At 60.1% G+C, this 15,763-nt stretch carries 17 protein-coding genes; 13 read left to right on the top strand and 4 right to left on the bottom strand.

All coding sequences use genetic code 11. The annotated features are described in order from the left end of the window. Window positions 1-10: 10 nt before the first annotated feature. The 4 genes from CWE17_RS05715 to ccsB are packed head-to-tail and all read left to right on the top strand — an operon-like array spanning window position 11 to window position 3,401. Complete coding sequence (locus CWE17_RS05715) at window positions 11-511, top strand: hypothetical protein (protein WP_240789265.1); 501 nt, start codon at window positions 11-13, stop codon at window positions 509-511. Then, on the top strand, window positions 508-1,236 hold the full coding sequence (lptB, locus tag CWE17_RS05710; RefSeq protein ID WP_131455398.1) for an LPS export ABC transporter ATP-binding protein: 729 nt from the start codon (window positions 508-510) through the stop codon (window positions 1,234-1,236). The genes CWE17_RS05715 and lptB overlap by 4 nt, the downstream gene beginning before the upstream one ends. Further along, on the top strand, window positions 1,233-2,399 hold the full coding sequence (locus CWE17_RS05705; protein ID WP_131455397.1) for an LptF/LptG family permease: 1,167 nt from the start codon (window positions 1,233-1,235) through the stop codon (window positions 2,397-2,399). Before lptB ends, CWE17_RS05705 begins: the two co-directional genes overlap by 4 nt. Before the next feature lie 54 nt (window positions 2,400-2,453). After that, complete coding sequence (ccsB, locus tag CWE17_RS05700) at window positions 2,454-3,401, top strand: c-type cytochrome biogenesis protein CcsB (RefSeq protein WP_131455396.1); 948 nt, start codon at window positions 2,454-2,456, stop codon at window positions 3,399-3,401. Window positions 3,402-3,474: 73 nt separating this feature from the next. Here ccsB and rpe read toward each other — a convergent pair whose 3' ends face one another. Further along, entirely contained in the window at window positions 3,475-4,158 is a 684-nt protein-coding gene (gene rpe, locus CWE17_RS05695; RefSeq protein WP_131455395.1) for a ribulose-phosphate 3-epimerase, read from the bottom strand. A gap of 195 nt (window positions 4,159-4,353) precedes the next feature. Here rpe and glpX point away from each other — a divergent pair, with 195 nt between their 5' ends. The 7 genes from glpX to CWE17_RS05660 all read left to right on the top strand — a co-directional run bounded on the left by glpX (window position 4,354) and on the right by CWE17_RS05660 (window position 11,367). Further along, complete coding sequence (gene glpX / locus CWE17_RS05690) at window positions 4,354-5,358, top strand: class II fructose-bisphosphatase (RefSeq protein ID WP_131455394.1); 1,005 nt, start codon at window positions 4,354-4,356, stop codon at window positions 5,356-5,358. Between the two features lie 34 nt (window positions 5,359-5,392). Further along, a complete protein-coding gene (locus CWE17_RS05685) occupies window positions 5,393-6,700 on the top strand; it encodes a glutamyl-tRNA reductase (protein WP_131455393.1) in 1,308 nt (435 codons plus the stop codon). Between the two features lie 95 nt (window positions 6,701-6,795). Continuing rightward, the gene (locus CWE17_RS05680; protein ID WP_131455392.1) at window positions 6,796-8,091 is read left to right on the top strand and encodes a glucose-1-phosphate adenylyltransferase; all 1,296 of its coding nucleotides are present in this window, start codon (window positions 6,796-6,798) and stop codon (window positions 8,089-8,091) included. A 100-nt stretch (window positions 8,092-8,191) separates the two neighbouring features. After that, window positions 8,192-9,610, top strand: a complete 1,419-nt coding sequence (gndA, locus tag CWE17_RS05675; protein ID WP_131455391.1) for an NADP-dependent phosphogluconate dehydrogenase — start codon at window positions 8,192-8,194, stop codon at window positions 9,608-9,610. Window positions 9,611-9,619: 9 nt separating this feature from the next. After that, window positions 9,620-10,336 (top strand): 6-phosphogluconolactonase, encoded by a 717-nt coding sequence (gene pgl / locus CWE17_RS05670; protein ID WP_131455390.1) that lies wholly within the window; start codon window positions 9,620-9,622, stop codon window positions 10,334-10,336. Window positions 10,337-10,396: 60 nt separating this feature from the next. Beyond that, complete coding sequence (locus CWE17_RS05665; RefSeq protein WP_131455592.1) at window positions 10,397-10,972, top strand: CIA30 family protein; 576 nt, start codon at window positions 10,397-10,399, stop codon at window positions 10,970-10,972. Then, window positions 10,972-11,367 carry a hypothetical protein gene (locus CWE17_RS05660; protein ID WP_131455389.1) on the top strand — a complete coding sequence of 132 codons (396 nt, stop codon included), beginning with the start codon at window positions 10,972-10,974 and terminating at the stop codon, window positions 11,365-11,367. Before CWE17_RS05665 ends, CWE17_RS05660 begins: the two co-directional genes overlap by 1 nt. Here CWE17_RS05660 and ilvD read toward each other — a convergent pair. The 3 genes from ilvD to CWE17_RS05645 are packed head-to-tail and all read right to left on the bottom strand — an operon-like array spanning window position 11,352 to window position 14,016. Then, window positions 11,352-13,028, bottom strand: a complete 1,677-nt coding sequence (gene ilvD, locus CWE17_RS05655; protein WP_131455388.1) for a dihydroxy-acid dehydratase — start codon at window positions 13,026-13,028, stop codon at window positions 11,352-11,354. The genes CWE17_RS05660 and ilvD overlap by 16 nt on opposite strands. Window positions 13,029-13,081: 53 nt before the next feature. Beyond that, window positions 13,082-13,372, bottom strand: coding sequence for a hypothetical protein (locus CWE17_RS05650; RefSeq protein WP_131455387.1), 291 nt, complete (start codon window positions 13,370-13,372; stop codon window positions 13,082-13,084). Between the two features lie 23 nt (window positions 13,373-13,395). Beyond that, window positions 13,396-14,016, bottom strand: coding sequence for a uracil phosphoribosyltransferase (locus tag CWE17_RS05645; protein WP_131455386.1), 621 nt, complete (start codon window positions 14,014-14,016; stop codon window positions 13,396-13,398). A gap of 89 nt (window positions 14,017-14,105) precedes the next feature. On the opposite strand from CWE17_RS05645, the gene CWE17_RS05640 reads away from it, so the two are divergent. Together CWE17_RS05640 and cobW are read left to right on the top strand one after the other, a co-directional pair. Continuing rightward, window positions 14,106-14,636, top strand: coding sequence for a pentapeptide repeat-containing protein (locus CWE17_RS05640; protein ID WP_131455385.1), 531 nt, complete (start codon window positions 14,106-14,108; stop codon window positions 14,634-14,636). Continuing rightward, window positions 14,633-15,739, top strand: coding sequence for a cobalamin biosynthesis protein CobW (gene cobW / locus CWE17_RS05635; protein WP_164498746.1), 1,107 nt, complete (start codon window positions 14,633-14,635; stop codon window positions 15,737-15,739). The genes CWE17_RS05640 and cobW overlap by 4 nt, the downstream gene beginning before the upstream one ends. Window positions 15,740-15,763 lie beyond the last annotated feature (24 nt).

The raw sequence follows: 15,763 nt of genomic DNA, 5'->3' as shown, positions 1-15,763 counted from the left end.
ATGGCCCCCTTTGCCAGCTTTCGTCTCCCGGCTGACAGCACTGGCACCACTATTGGTTCAGATGCTGCTCATTGGCGGTGTCAAGGCCGAACCGCAGCCAGCCCAAGTTTCGGCCGGACCTGCCCCAGCTGTGCAGGCTTCAGACGGTCCCAAAGGTTTGATCACGATTGAATCGGACACTCAGAGCGCGGACAACATCACCGGTGTGGTGACCGCCCTTGGCAATGTGCGGATCGTTTATCCAGCCCGCCAGATGGTGGCCACATCACGACAGGCTCAGTACTTCAGCAAAGAGGGTCGCCTGGTGCTCAGCGGTGATGTTGACGTGATTCAGGAGGGCGGCAACACCTTGAGGGCGGAGCGTGTGGTCTATCTGCTCGATGACGAGCGCGCCGTCGCTGAACCAGCCAAGGGAGCGCAGGTGTTTAGTCAGATGGTGATTCGTCAACCCGCTACTGAAACCAAGAACCCCCCCGGGGTAGGCCCAGCTCAAACCCCATTCACCCCATGAGTCTCTCCCTGGAACGGGTGGCCCTCACCCTTGGTGGCAGGCCGTTGGTTCGTGACCTCTCCATCTCCCTTGATCCTGGCGAGGTGATCGGCCTGCTTGGACCGAATGGCGCTGGCAAGACCACCACCTTCAATCTGGTGATCGGACTCCTGCGACCTGACCGTGGTCAGGTCCTTCTCGATGGTCACCCGATCGCCGGTTTGGCGATGCCTCAGCGGGCGCGACTCGGCATTGGTTATTTGCCTCAGGAACCGAGTGTTTTCCGTCAGCTCACGGTGCGGGAGAATTTGGAATTGGTTCTGGCACAAAGCTGTCTCCCCCGCCCGCAATGTCGCGAGCGCTTGCATCAGCTGGTTGATGACTTTCACCTCGGTCCTTTCCTGGACCGCCGTGGTTATCAGCTCTCGGGTGGGGAACGCCGTCGTTGTGAAGTCGCCCGTGCCCTTGCCGTTGGTCTTGAGGGACCTCGATATCTCCTGCTGGATGAACCTTTTGCCGGGGTCGATCCCCTGGCCGTGGCCGACCTTCAGCAACTCATCCAGGTGCTTCGTGATCGGGGTATGGGCATCCTGATCACCGATCACAACGTCCGCGAAACCCTTGCGATCACTGACCGTGCCTACATCCTTACGGACGGTTCCATTCTCGCTTCGGGTCCCTCCCAGGACGTGGCCCATGATCCCCTCGTGCGCCGTCATTATCTCGGGGAGGGCTTTCAGCTGTGATCGAGTCCCTGCGCTCTCGCGTGACCAGTCAGGCCCGCCGCATTCCGCTCCTGGATCGCTGGCTGTTGGGGGAGCTGATTGGCCCCCTTTTGTTCGCCATCGCTGCCTTCACGGTGGTCTCCCTTTCGGTAGGGGTGATGTTCGAGCTCGTGCGCAAAATTGTCGAATCAGGCTTGCCGGTGTTGATCGCCGTACGGGTTCTGATGCTGCGGTTGCCCAGCTTTCTGGTGATCTCCTTTCCGATGGCCACCTTGATGGCCACGCTGCTCGCCTATAGCCGTCTATCGGCGAATAGTGAGCTCACGGCCCTGCGCAGTGTTGGTGTCAGTGCCAGTCGCATGATCGCGCCTGCGCTGGTGCTGGCGTTGCTGATGACCGGACTCACCTTCGTGTTCAACGATGTGATCGTTCCTCGGACCAACCGCTCGGCAGAAATCACTCTGCAGCGAGCTCTTGGTAAGGCGATCGCTACGGAAAAGGGAGACAACATTGTGTACTCCCGTTTCGGCCGCCTCGCTGGTGCCGATGGGCAGTCCGACAAGGGCTTGGCTCAGCTGTTCTATGCCCGTGAGTTCCGCGACGGCACGATGAGCGACGTCACGGTGCTTGATTTTTCACGGGTTGGTTTCACCCAGATGCTTGTGGCCAAACGTGCCAACTGGAACGACCGCGAGAGCAAATGGGAATTTCTGGATGGCCAGATCCTGACCCTCACCCCATCGGGTAGCACCACGGCCGCCGACTTTGATCGGTATCTCTATCCACTCAGTGCGGCACCGATTCGGGTCGCCCAGTTGCCGAAAGACGCCAACAACATGACCGTCGCCGAGGCCGTCGAGGCGGAACGCTTGCTTCTGGACGCGGGCGATCGCAAGGAGGCGCGGCGCCTGCGGGTGCGAATCCAGGAGAAATTCACCTTGCCGATGGCCTGTCTGGTCTTTGGCTTGATTGGCAGCAGCCTCGGAGCCAAGCCGAACAGCCGCACCAGTCGCAGTCAGGGGTTTGGCATCAGCGTGGTGCTCATCCTTGTGTATTACGTGCTCAGTTTCAGTTTCAGTTCTCTCGGTGTGAAGGGCACATTGCCGCCACTCATCGCCGCCTGGTCACCCGTTTTGATTTGTCTGGCCGGAGGTGGAGTGTTGCTGCGTCAGGCCAGTCGTTGATTGCGGCGGTCAGAATCGTCTGATCGGTTGTTCCATTGCGTTCTTGATCCACTGATGCCCATCCTGGATGCCGCCTTGCATGAGCCCGTGTTGCTACTGGGGCTCATCGCCTTCGCTCTGTTGCTCATTGCTCTTCCCTGGGCGTTTTGGGCACTGTCTTCGGGGCGTAGCTCAGGAGCTGTGCGAACTCTGGTGGCTCTTGCCAATCTCGCCTTCACAGCCCAACTGGTTCTGCGTTGGTGGCAGTCAGGGCACTTTCCGATCAGCAACCTCTACGAATCTCTCTGTTTCCTGGCCTGGGCTTGCACCCTCACTCAATTGCTAGTGGAGCGCGCTTGGGCTTCTCCCCTGGTGGCTGCAGCGGCCACACCAATGGGGCTCGGCTGCGTTGCATTCGCCAGTTTTGCTCTGCCAGATCGGCTTCAGGAAGCATCCCCTCTGGTGCCTGCGCTCCGCTCGAGCTGGCTCGTGATGCATGTCAGCGTGATCATGGTCAGCTACGCGGCCCTGTTGGTCGGCTCGCTGCTGTCACTGGCCGTGTTGTTCGTGGATCGCGGCGATGCGCTCGAACTCCGCAGCAGCTCGATTGGCAGCGGAGGTTTTCGCCGGGCTGCCCTGCAAGGACCCGATGGAGCGGCACTTGCGGTTGGCGACCTTCAACTCTCCTCGGTTGCCTTTTCACGGATTGAACAGCTCGACAGCCTCAGTTATCGAACGATCACGGTTGGCTTCTTGTTGCTCACGGTCGGCATCATCAGTGGAGCGGTGTGGGCGAACGAAGCCTGGGGAAGTTGGTGGAGCTGGGACCCCAAGGAGACCTGGGCTCTGATCTGCTGGCTTGTGTATGCCGCCTACCTTCACACCCGTCTCAGTCGTGGTTGGCAGGGCCGTCGACCTGCGCTTGTCGCAGCGGTCGGTCTTGTTGTGATCGTGGTTTGTTACATCGGCGTGAATCTCCTGGGAATCGGTCTGCACAGCTATGGCTGGTTCTTCGGCAGCTGAGGCCCGACGCGTTGGTTGATAAAAAAAGCCCCGCCAAGGCGGGGCTTTGTGAGATATCTCCATTGAAAGGGGCTCAGACGAGCACGCCTTCGGGTCGCTTGCTATCGCGAATGCCCTGAATCGCTGCGGCGTAATCAGGCTGGTTGAACACGCCGGAACCACTCACGATCGCGTTGGCTCCCGCCTCAATCACCTTCCAGGCATTGGCTCCTTTGATGCCGCCGTCGACCTCGATCCAGGGGTCAAGACCCTTCTCATCACACATGCGGCGCAGATCACGGATCTTCTGAACCTGGCTCTCAATGAAGCTTTGGCCGCCGAAGCCTGGGTTCACACTCATGATCAACACCAGATCGCAGAGCTCAAGGCAATACTCAAGCGTGTCGATTGGGGTGCTGGGGTTCAGCACTGCACCGGCTTTCTTGCCGAGATCCTTGATCTGAGCCAGGTTGCGATGCAGGTGCGGGCAGGCTTCCACTTGCACAGAAATGATGTCTGCGCCGGCTTTCGCGAAATCGGGAACGTACTTTTCCGGCTCCACGATCATCAGGTGAACATCCAGGGGCTTTGTTGTCACTGGACGGAGTGCGTCAACGATCAGGGGGCCGATCGTGATGTTGGGGACGAAGCGTCCATCCATCACATCCACATGAATCCAATCGGCGCCGGCCTGATCGACTGCTTTCACCTCCTCCCCGAGGCGAGCGAAATCGGCCGAGAGGATCGATGGGGAGATCACCAGGGGCTTGGTGCTCATGAAGGCGTCCGCAGGAATGCGCGGCGATTGTAGGAAGCGCGGATGCCGCTGATACAGTGAGCCGCGCTCAAGAGCTGGAAAGCCCTGCGGCATCGGGTCCGTGGCCCAGGCCAGCCGATTCCGTCGGTTCGCTCCCATGCCGGTTCGTCCGTTCCGCTCTCCGTTCGCTGCACCCGTTCCCAACGCCGCACACCCGTGGATCGCACTCTTATCCAGGAAATTCTCGAGGTCGTCGAGCAGGCGGCCATCGCCTCTGCACGCCTCACTGGTCTCGGCCAAAAGGACGAAGCCGATGCCGCTGCTGTCGAGGCCATGCGCCAGCGCATGGGTCAGATCCAGATGCAGGGCCGGATCGTGATCGGTGAAGGTGAGCGGGACGAAGCCCCCATGCTTTACATCGGAGAGGAAGTGGGCAGCGGCACCGGCCCAGGTGTTGACTTCGCTGTGGACCCCTGTGAAGGCACCAACCTCTGTGCCAACAACCAACGCGGCTCCATGGCCGTCCTCGCTGCTTCCGACCGAGGCGGTCTCTTCAATGCCCCCGACTTCTACATGAAGAAGCTGGCTGCTCCCCCGGCTGCCAAGGGCAAGGTGGACATCCGTAAGTCGGCCACCGAAAACATCAAGATCCTCAGCGAGTGCCTTGGCCTTGCCGTGAACGAGCTCACCATCGTTGTGATGGATCGTGCCCGTCACAAGGATCTGATCGCTGAGATCCGTGCCACCGGTGCTCGTGTGCAGCCCATCTCCGATGGTGATGTGCAGGCTGCGATCGCCTGTGGTTTTGCTGGCACCGGCACCCACTGCCTGATGGGCATTGGTGCGGCTCCCGAAGGTGTGATCTCTGCGGCAGCCATGCGCGCACTCGGCGGTCACTTCCAGGGACAGCTCGTCTACGACCCCGCGGTTGCTCAGACCAAAGAGTGGGCTGACCTCACCAAGGAAGGCAACCTGGCGCGCCTGGCTGAGATGGGCATCAGCGATCCCGACAAGATCTACGAGGCCGAGGAGCTGGCTTCCGGCGAGCACGTTGTTTTTGCAGGCAGCGGAATCACCGATGGTCTCCTCTTCCACGGCGTTAAGTTCGAGAAGGACTGCACCCGCACGAGCAGCCTGGTGATCAGCAATCTCGACAACACCTGCCGCTTCACCAACACGGTGCACATCAAGGACGGAGCCCAGAGCATCGCTCTGAGCTGAACGTCGCATCGTCTGGATTCGAGGACCTAACTCCATGCATATTGCCGTCGTCGGCCTCAGTCATCGAACGGCACCTGTCGAAGTCCGGGAGAAGCTCAGCATCCCGGAACACACCATGGAGTCCTCGCTCCAGAGCCTTCGTGGCCACGAGCAGGTGCTAGAGGCATCCATCCTCAGCACCTGCAATCGTCTGGAGATCTACACACTGGTGCAGCATCCCGAGCAGGGGATTTCAGCGGTCAGGGAGTTTTTGAGTGGTCACTCTGGTCTTCCGACCGATGACCTCACCCCTCATCTCTTCACCTTCCATCACCAGGAAGCCGTCGCCCATCTGCTCAGGGTTTCTGCAGGCCTCGACAGTCTTGTGCTCGGAGAGGGGCAGATCCTCTCCCAGGTGAAGAAGATGATGCGCCTGGGCCAGGAGCACAAATCGATCGGCCCGATTCTCAATCGACTGCTGACTCAGGCCGTGAGCACCGGAAAGCGGGTGCGGAGCGAAACCAATCTCGGGACTGGTGCGGTGTCGATCAGTTCGGCCGCTGTCGAGCTGGCTCAGCTGAAGCTTGGACAATCCCGCGGTCTCGATCAGCTTGTCAGCCTTGAGTCCGAGCAGGTGGCTGTGGTCGGCGCAGGCCGCATGAGCCGCCTGCTGCTCCAGCATCTGCAGGCCAAAGGCTGTTCCGGCGTTGTGCTGCTGAACCGCACCCGGGAACGAGCCCTCACCCTGGCGGCCGATTTTCCGTCCCTGCCGGTGCAATGTCGCTCCCTCGAGGATCTCGACCATTGCCTGAGCACCTGTTCACTGGTGTTCACCAGCACCGCGGCGGATGAACCGATCATCGACGCAGCTCGTCTTCAGGGCCTTAATCGCCGCAGTTCCCTGCGTTTGATCGATATTGGCGTGCCTCGCAATATCGCCTCCGATGTCACCGGTCTTCCCGGAGTGGAAGCCCATGATGTGGATGATCTCCAAGAGGTGGTCGCCCGCAACCAGGAGGCCCGTCAACAGGTGGCTCGCGAAGCCCAGGGTTTGCTTGATGAGGAGGGTCGCCTGTTCCTTGAATGGTGGGACAGTCTCGAGGCCGTTCCCACCATCAACCGTTTACGGGCTTCCCTTGAGGAGATCCGCACTGAAGAGCTCCAGAAAGCCCTCAGTCGTATGGGACCTGATTTTTCTGCGCGTGAGCGCAAGGTGGTGGAAGCCCTCACCAAGGGCATCATTAACAAGATCCTGCACACCCCGGTAACGGAGTTGCGTAGCCCTCAGACGCGGTTGGAACGACAGCAGGCCCTCCGGGTGGTGGAGCGCATTTTCGACCTCACGCCGCCAGTCCAGGGCTGAATCCCAGCAATCTCGACGGATCTTGCCCGCGAGGCGGTTCTAGAAGCGAAATGTCCGGTAGGTTTGCACGCGCAAAGCCGATCTGAGGGGGCGGCATGAAGCGCGTTCTGGCCATCATTCTGGGCGGGGGAGCTGGAACCCGTCTGTATCCGCTCACCAAGATGCGGGCCAAGCCGGCTGTTCCCCTGGCTGGTAAGTACCGCCTGATTGATATTCCAATTAGTAACTGCATCAACTCCAGCATCACCAAGATGTATGTGTTGACGCAGTTCAACAGCGCCTCACTGAATCGGCACCTCTCTCAGACCTACGACCTCAGCGCGGGGTTTGGCCAGGGATTCGTTGAAGTGCTCGCCGCCCAGCAGACGCCTGAAAGCCCCTCCTGGTTCGAAGGCACCGCTGATGCCGTGCGCAAATATCAGTGGCTGTTTCAGGAATGGGATGTTGATGAATACCTGATCCTCTCCGGTGATCAGCTCTACCGGATGGACTACAGCCAGTTCGTCGAGCACCATCGTCAATCTGGTGCCGACCTCACCGTTGCAGCGCTTCCGGTGGATGCAAAACAGGCTGAGGCCTTTGGCCTCATGCGCACCGATGCCCACGGCACGATCCAGGAGTTCCGTGAGAAGCCCAAGGGTGATGCACTGAAAGAGATGGCTGTGGATACCTCCCGCTTCGGTCTGTCAGCCGAGTCGGCAGAGCAGAAGCCCTATCTGGCTTCTATGGGTATCTATGTGTTCAGCAGAAAGGCCCTGTTTGATCTGCTCAACAACAATCCGGAGCACAAGGATTTCGGCAAGGAAGTCATCCCAGAGGCACTGGCCAGTGGCATGACCTTGAAGAGCTATGTCTTTGATGACTATTGGGAAGACATTGGAACCATCGGTGCCTTCTACGAAGCCAACCTGGCCCTGACTCAGCAGCCCACCCCCCCCTTCAGCTTCTACGACGAAGACTTTCCGATTTACACCCGTCCCCGCTATCTGCCACCAAGCAAGCTGGTTGACGCCCAGATCACCGAATCGATCATTGGCGAGGGCACAATTCTCAAATCCTGCAGCATCCACCACTGTGTTTTGGGCGTCCGCAGCCGCGTTGAGGATGATGTGGTGCTCCAGGATTCCCTGCTGATGGGATCCGACTTCTTTGAATCCTCTTCCGAGCGGGCCGTCTTGCGAGAGCGTGGAGGCATTCCTCTGGGTGTGGGTCAAGGGACCACGGTGAAGCGCGCCATCCTTGATAAAAATGCTCGGATTGGTAGCAATGTCACCATCGTCAATAAAGACCATGTGGATGAAGCCGATCGCCCCGAGCTGGGTTTCTACATCCGTAACGGAATTGTTGTGGTTGTCAAAAATGCCTCCATCCCCGATGGGACGGTGATTTAACCCCTGGTTGGGTGACGCCTCCCTAACAGACGTCGCCCAGGTTGCAGCCGAACCTTCATCCCGTGGTCACACTGACGCCAGTGAAAGACTTCACGGATCCATGTCCAAGGCGCACTTCGGTCTGATCGGTCTCGGTGTGATGGGCGAGAACCTCGTCCTCAATGCCGAGCGCAACGGCTTCTCCAGCGTCGTCTACAACCGCACCTATGCCAAGACTGAGGAATTTCTGGCTGGTCGAGGTGCAGGGAAGAACATCCAGGGTGCGACGGACCTTCAGGACTTCGTGAACAAGCTGGAGCGTCCTCGCCGGATCCTGATGATGGTGAAGGCCGGTGGTCCTGTTGATGCCGTTATCCAACAGATCTCCCCCTATCTAGAGGAAGGGGATCTTCTGATTGATGGTGGTAATTCCGAATACCACGACACCGAGCGTCGGGTGGCCGAGCTGGAGAGCAAAAGCTTTGGTTTTATCGGCATGGGCGTGTCCGGTGGAGCGAAGGGTGCCCTGGAAGGTCCGAGCATGATGCCTGGCGGCACCAAGGCTTCCTATGACGCGATTGAAAGCCTGGTTTGCAAGATGGCCGCCCAGGTGGAGGACGGGCCCTGCGTCACCTACATCGGTCCCGGTGGTTCCGGCCATTTCGTCAAGACCGTCCACAACGGTATTGAGTACGGAATTGAGCAGATCCTGGCTGAGGGGTACGACCTCATGAAGCGGGTCGGCGGCATGAGCGGCAGCCAGATGGCGGATGTGTTCGCTTACTGGAACAGCACTGAGGAACTCTCCTCCTATCTCGTTGAGATCACTGAGGTGTGCCTGCGGACCAAGGACCCCGACGACGGCAGTGACCTGGTCGAAAAAATTCAAGACAAGGCCGGCCAGAAGGGAACGGGGCTCTGGACCGTGGTCAGCGCCCTTCAGATGGGCGCTTCGGTGCCAACGATTTATGCCTCACTGAACGGTCGGGTGATGAGCTCGATGAAGGATCAGCGCATCAAGGCGGAGCCAATTCTCAAGGGACCTGCAATCAAGCCCTTCGCGATGGGGACTCCGGCGGATGGCATGGCGCCATTGATGGACGCCATGGTGCTGGCGAGTATGGCGAGTTATGCCCAGGGCATGGAGTTGTTGCGCATCGCTTCTGCAGAGCACAACTACAACTTGCACATGCCTTCGATCGCGCAGATCTGGAAGGGTGGCTGCATCATCCGCGCCCGTTTGCTCAAGCGGATCCAGGATGCCTTCAATGCCGATCCCCAGCTTGCCAACCTTCTGATCGACCCCTGGTTCGCTGAGCAGGTGAACCGTCGTCTGCCCGGTTTGGCTCAGGTGGTGGCAGGTGCCGCCGAGGCCGGTATTCCTGTGCCATGCCTGAGCAGCACTCTCGATTACATCAACAGCTATCGCACCGCCCGCCTGCCCCAGAACCTCGTGCAGGCCATGCGCGACTGCTTTGGTTCTCATACCTACGAGCGTGTGGACAAGCCCGGAACCTTCCACACCGAGTGGCTCAGCTGAGGTGCGCTCATGAACGCCTATCGCATCGAACGGGCCAAGGATCCCCAGGATCTGGCCCGTCGCGCGGCTGAGCACATCGCCACCGCCATTGATCTGGCCCTGGATCAGCGGGATCGGGCTCAGATTGCCCTCTCCGGGGGCTCGACTCCGGCCGCCGCCTATGAGCTCCTCGGCCGAGAACATCTCCCTTGGGATCGGGTGGATGTGTTTCTTGGTGATGAGCGCTGGGTGGCTGCCGATGATGCCTCAAGCAATGCCCGCATGCTGCGCAGCACCCTGCTCAAGGAGGGGCAGCCGGGATCGCGCGCCTGTTTTCATCCTGTGCCCACGGTTGCATTGCCATCTCCGGAGGCCAGTGCCGATGCCTTCGCTCAGCTGGTTTCAGGCATCTGCGCTGGTGAGCCGCCCGTGTTTGACCTGATGTTGCTTGGCCTTGGTGATGACGGTCATACCGCCTCGTTGTTTCCCGGTACCGAGGCTCCTTCCGTTCGCGATCGCTGGACCACGATTGGCCGGGGAAAGGGTTTGGATCGCATCACCCTCACGGCACCGGTGCTGAGTGCTGCCAGGCAGGTGCTGTTTCTGGTGAGTGGTGAAGGCAAGCAGCAAGCTCTATCTCGCCTTCTCGACCCCAGTGAATCTGCTGAGCGCACCCCCGCGAAGTTGGTGCAACCTGGTTCGGAGATCATTGTGGTCGCGGATCAGGGTGCCTGTGGGGATCACTGATCCCCTTGCGCAGCTCCGGCTCTGAATCATTCAGGATTGAGGATTCCATCCAGCCTCACTGTGACCCTCACCCCACCCGAGCCTGCCGCTGACGTGCGCGTCATCGCTGCCGGATCAAGCTTCTCGGAATGGGCCAGTTTGAATGACACGATCATGGGCGGCTCCAGTCGTGCCGGCTGTCGCCTCACTTCAGAGGGGCTTGTTCTCGAAGGAGAGGTGGTGAGTGAAGGCGGAGGTTTTGTCAGTTGTCGGTCTCCTGTCTATCGTCCGCCGCTTGATCTCAGTCGCTATCGCGGATTGCGCCTGCGTGTGGATGGCGGCGGGCGAACCCTGAAGCTCGCTGTTGCCTGTGCCGATGGAGTGATGGGGTTGACGGAACTGATTCCCGGAGGTTTGCGATGGGTGGCTCCGTTGCCAACCCTTGCCGAAGGCACCACCACGCTTGAAATCCCTTTCAGCATCCTCAAGCCGGTGGTTCGAGCGCAGCCCGTGACCTTGCCTGTGAAGTTTCAGGCTTCTGCTTTGACCCGTCTTCAGCTTCTCCACTCACGGTTCGCTGACGACGGGAGTGAGAACTCTGGGTATCGGGCTGGTTCGATTCAACTGCTCGTTCGCTCGATCGAGGCCTACCGCTGATGGATTTGCTGGCTTTGATTGCAGCTGCCGCCGATGTCTGCCGTAAACCCCTGCGCCACGGTGTTGTGCCAGTGGGTGCTGATGACGCCGAGCCGCAGACCATCCACCTCGATGACCTGCGGCTTCGCCTTGAAGCGAGGGATCCCGATGGAGCCCGTCAGCAGCTCCACGATCTTGAGCTGGAGATCTATCGCAGTGGTGCCGATCTCAACCTGATGCTGGGTTGGTGGGATCAACCCGATCGACCGCTGCTCTGGCAGGGACAGCATCCGGTGTGGATGGACGGGAGCAGTGGTCAGCGCTGTACTGCTCCCTCCGACGGTGCCCCGATCGAAGCACTAGCGAGGCGCTTGCGTGCTCTGCTGGTGGGATCTCTGGCTCAGGAGGGCGGCTGATCAGTGACGGCCCCCAAACTGCTGGAGCTGACCAGTCGCGCGTATTTGCCCAGAATCCCCGTCCGATATTTCGGAGTAGGTGGCACCCAGGCGTTACGTCGACGTGCCAATTCCGTGTCGTCTACGTTGAGTTGGATGAGCAGCTTGTTGGCATCCACCGTGATGCTGTCTCCTTCTTCGATCAGCCCGATCGTGCCGCCCACAGCGGCTTCCGGGGCTACATGGCCAATCACAAGCCCATAGGAGCCACCCGAGAAGCGTCCATCGGTGATCAGGGCCACTTTGTCGAGGAGACCCTGGCCCACGATTGCCGAGGTGGGGCTGAGCATTTCGCGCATACCAGGTCCTCCTACGGGGCCCTCGTTGCGCACCACCACCACGTCACCGGCCTGAATCCGCTTGTCGAGAATTGCTTCTAAGCAGGTCTCCTCACTTTCGAAAACGCGTGCTGGTCCGGTGATCACAGGGTTCTTCACGCCGCTGATCTTTGCGACCGCACCCTCTTCGGCAAGGTTGCCCTTGAGGATTGCCAGATGCCCTTTGGCGTAAAGGGGGTTGGAGAGAGGGCGTATCACCTCTTGATCCGCTGGAGGTACCGAGGGCACATCGGCGAGCAGCTCCTTCAGCGTCGTTCCCTCGATGGTCCGACAGTCGCCGTGCAGCAATCCTGCATCGAGCAGCAGTTTCATCACCTGGGGGATACCGCCGGCCTGGTGTAGATCCACGGTGACAAAACGGCCACTGGGCTTGAGGTCGCAGATCACTGGAACGCGTTCACGGATGCGCTCGAAGTCATCAATGCTGAGTTCCACCCCGGCGGTGCGTGCAATCGCCAGCAGGTGGAGGACCGAGTTGGTGGAGCCGCCCACCGCCATGATCACGCTGATGGCGTTCTCGAAGGCCTCCCGGGTCATCAGATCGAGGGGGCGGATGTTCGCCTTGATCGCCTCCACAAGCACTTCGGCGGAGCGAGCAGCGCTCTCGGCCTTTTCCTCGTCTTCAGCCGCCATCGTTGAGCTGTAAGGAAGGCTCAACCCCATGGTTTCGATTGCCGCGCTCATGGTGTTGGCGGTGAACATCCCTCCGCAACTGCCTGCTCCAGGGCAGGCGTTCTTTTCAATCGCGGTCAGTTGTTCTTCGTCGATCTTGCCGCTGGTGATCTGGCCAACCGCCTCAAACGCACTGACAACGGTCAGGTCGCAGCCCCCCAGCTTGCCGGGTTTGATCGTTCCCCCGTATACAAAAATCGAGGGGATGTTCATTCGGGCCATGGCCAGCATTGCGCCAGGCATGTTCTTGTCGCAGCCTCCGACGGCGAGCACGCCGTCCATGCTCTGGCCATTGCAGGCGGTCTCGATCGCATCCGCGATCACCTCACGGCTCACAAGGGAATATTTCATCCCCTCGGTGCCCATCGAAATGCCATCACTCACCGTGATCGTGCCGAAGGTCTGCGGCATCCCTCCAGCCAGACGGGCGGCCTCTTCGGCCCTTCGGGCCAGGTCATTCAGACCGACATTGCACGGGGTGATCGTGCTGTAGCCGTTGGCGATCCCAATGATCGGTTTGCCGAAATCAGAATCCCCGAAGCCAACGGCCCTGAGCATGGCCCGATTGGGTGAACGCTGAATCCCCTGCGTGATGGCGTCGGAGCGGAGCATCGATGGCAGCCGGAGGGCGGTGATGGTTCTTGGCCAACCTACCGAGTGCCCGGTCAGCCCCTGGCCCCGAGATCCTCAAGCTGGCGTCGCACATCTGCAATCGCGGTGTTGAGCTGTTCCACCTTCCTTTCGAGTTGATGATCGGCGCTCTGCAGGCTGTCCTGGTCGCTGTCTTCACTTCCGTCTTGAAGACGGGGTGCGTAGAGCATCGAGCGTTGCCGCTGAAGCCGCTGGCGACGATCCGCTTCCGATAAGAGCCACCAGGCGAGTCCGGCTGCCCCGAGGACTGCTCCGCTGATCAGTGTGGCCAGGCTGCCGCTGGCGGTCTCCCGCTGATGGGCCATGACTGTTTCTCAGTATCCAAAGACTAGGTGCTGCCAGTCGTTCTGATCTGAAGCCGTTGCACTGGTTCTCCAATGCCTGGGTTCACGCGCCCGTCTGGCTCCAGTCCCTCATCGATGCAGGCGGTGTGAATGGTGAGGTCGGGCATGCGCTCACCGATGCTCTTCAACCCTGGGCTGGCGGCCACGGCTGTGACCACCCGCAACCTGCGTCCATCGTTGACGCCTCGTTCGGCCAGCTGTTCAAGCAGATCGAGCAGGATCCTTCCACTGCTGATTTGGTCGATGAACAACACCACACCAGCCTGGCCTTCGATCTGATCTGGAACACCGGAAAGGCACAGCTCTGCATTAGGCAGCACCTGTCTGGCCCCCTGCCAAAGCGAGAGCCCACCAGGAAGCACAGGGACGGCCAACAGGGGAACCGCGGCTTCGATCACCTGACCGTCTGTGGTTGCCACTGGGGTCGTCACGGTTTCACGCCGATGGGGGAGCCAGTCGCGGACCGCTTCATAGGTGAGCCATCGCCCCAGCTCCTCCATTCCGGTTCCATAGAGGGCCGCCGGTGTGCCCGCATGACGGAGCACCGTCAACCAGTGGGCGATCAATGGATGGGGGGGGACCACCACCCGCAATGTCTTGGCCATGACGCGTGGTTTAGCGGACGACTGCCATAACGTGACCACTCAAACTACGGCAGGTCCTTCGCGACCACGTCGGTGATTCCTTCTCTGCGATGTCTGCTCCAGCTCGCCCCTGTTGCCTGGGCCTGAAGCGCTTTGCGCTGTCATTCGTTGTTTTGCTGTTCGGAGTGCTCTTGCTCGTACCGGTTCGTCCTGTTCAGGCGATCACGGCTCCGGAGCTCCGCGGTCAGCGGGCCGTCCAGGAAATCGTGCCTGATATGCATGGCCTGGATCTCAAGGAGAAGGAATTCCTCAAGGCTGATCTGCAGGGAGTCAATCTTTCTGACAGTGATCTCAGGGGCGCTGTGATCAACACCTCCCTGCTTCAGGGGGCCGATCTTCAGGGTGCTGATTTGTCCGATGTGGTCGCTTTTGCAAGCCGTTTCGATGCCGCTGATCTCTCCAATGCGGTCTTGACGAACGCCATGCTCATGCAGAGCCGCTTCACGGATGCTCGGATTGAAGGTGCCGATTTCACAGATGCTGTGATTGACCTTCCCCAGCTCAAGGCCCTCTGCTCTAGGGCGAGCGGTGTGAATGAACGCACGGGTGTGAGCACCCGTGACAGCTTGGGTTGCCGCTGATGGCGCGCTTACCGGTCACAGTGATCACAGGCTTTCTCGGTGCGGGAAAGACCACTCTTTTGCGTCATCTGCTCTCCCACAGTGGTCAGCGGCTCGCGGTGATGGTGAACGAGTTCGGCACCGTCGGCCTCGATGGCGATCTCATTCGCAGCTGCGGTTTCTGTCCGGAGGATGAGCTGGCAGGTCGTTTGGTCGAGCTCAATAACGGTTGTCTGTGCTGCACGGTGCAAGACGATTTCTTGCCGACGATGGAGCTCTTGCTGGCCCGAGCCGAGAGCCTGGATGGGATCGTCGTGGAAACCAGTGGTCTTGCCTTGCCAAGACCTCTGCTACAGGCGCTGGCTTGGCCAGAAGTCCGTTCCCGCGTGGTCGTGAACGGTGTGGTCACGGTGGTCGACGGCGAGGCTCTTGCGGCTGGTAGTCCCGTTGGGGATCCGGAGGCTCTGGAACGTCAGCGCGAGGAGGATCCCAGCCTCGACCACTTGAGTTCGATCGAGGAGTTGTTCAACGATCAGCTCCAGGCGGCTGATCAGGTGCTGATCAGTCGAGCCGATCGCCTTGAGGCCTCCCGACTTGACGAGCTCCAAACCGAACTCGGCCAGCGGGTACGTCCGGGTACGGCTCTGATGGCGATGCAGCGCGGGGAGGTTGACCCGGCCCTCGTGCTCGGAGCACGTCTGGAGGGCTCGGATGTCCTTGGGCACGATTCCCATAGTCAGGCCCACAGTCAGACCCACGGTCATGACCATGAGCACGACCACGACCACGACCACGACCACGACCACGACCATCACGATCACAGCCACGTGGAGGTGGTCAGTGGCACGGTTCGATTCGAGGGTCAGGTCTCGAGGGACGATCTAGAACAGCGGTTACCGTCCTTTGTTCGCAACCATCGGGTTGTTCGCCTCAAGGGAAGGATCTGGTTGCCGGGTAAGAACCTCCCCCTTCAGATCCAGATGGTCGGCCCAAGGATCGACAGCTGGTTTGAAGCTGCCCCCTCACAGGTTTGGAGACCGCCCTCCGGTGCCGGGGTGGATCTGGTCTTGATCGGTTTCGAGCCCGAGGCAGCTGAGCTGCTCAGTGCTGAGCTTCAGGTGTGATGGCCACGGGGCACAGGGCGCTTT

The organism is Synechococcus sp. BS56D, from assembly GCF_004332405.1.
Taxonomy (GTDB): Bacteria; Cyanobacteriota; Cyanobacteriia; order PCC-6307; family Cyanobiaceae; genus Synechococcus_C.
Note: the sequence above shows the minus strand (reverse complement) of the source record. Positions and strands in the feature narration are given on the sequence as shown.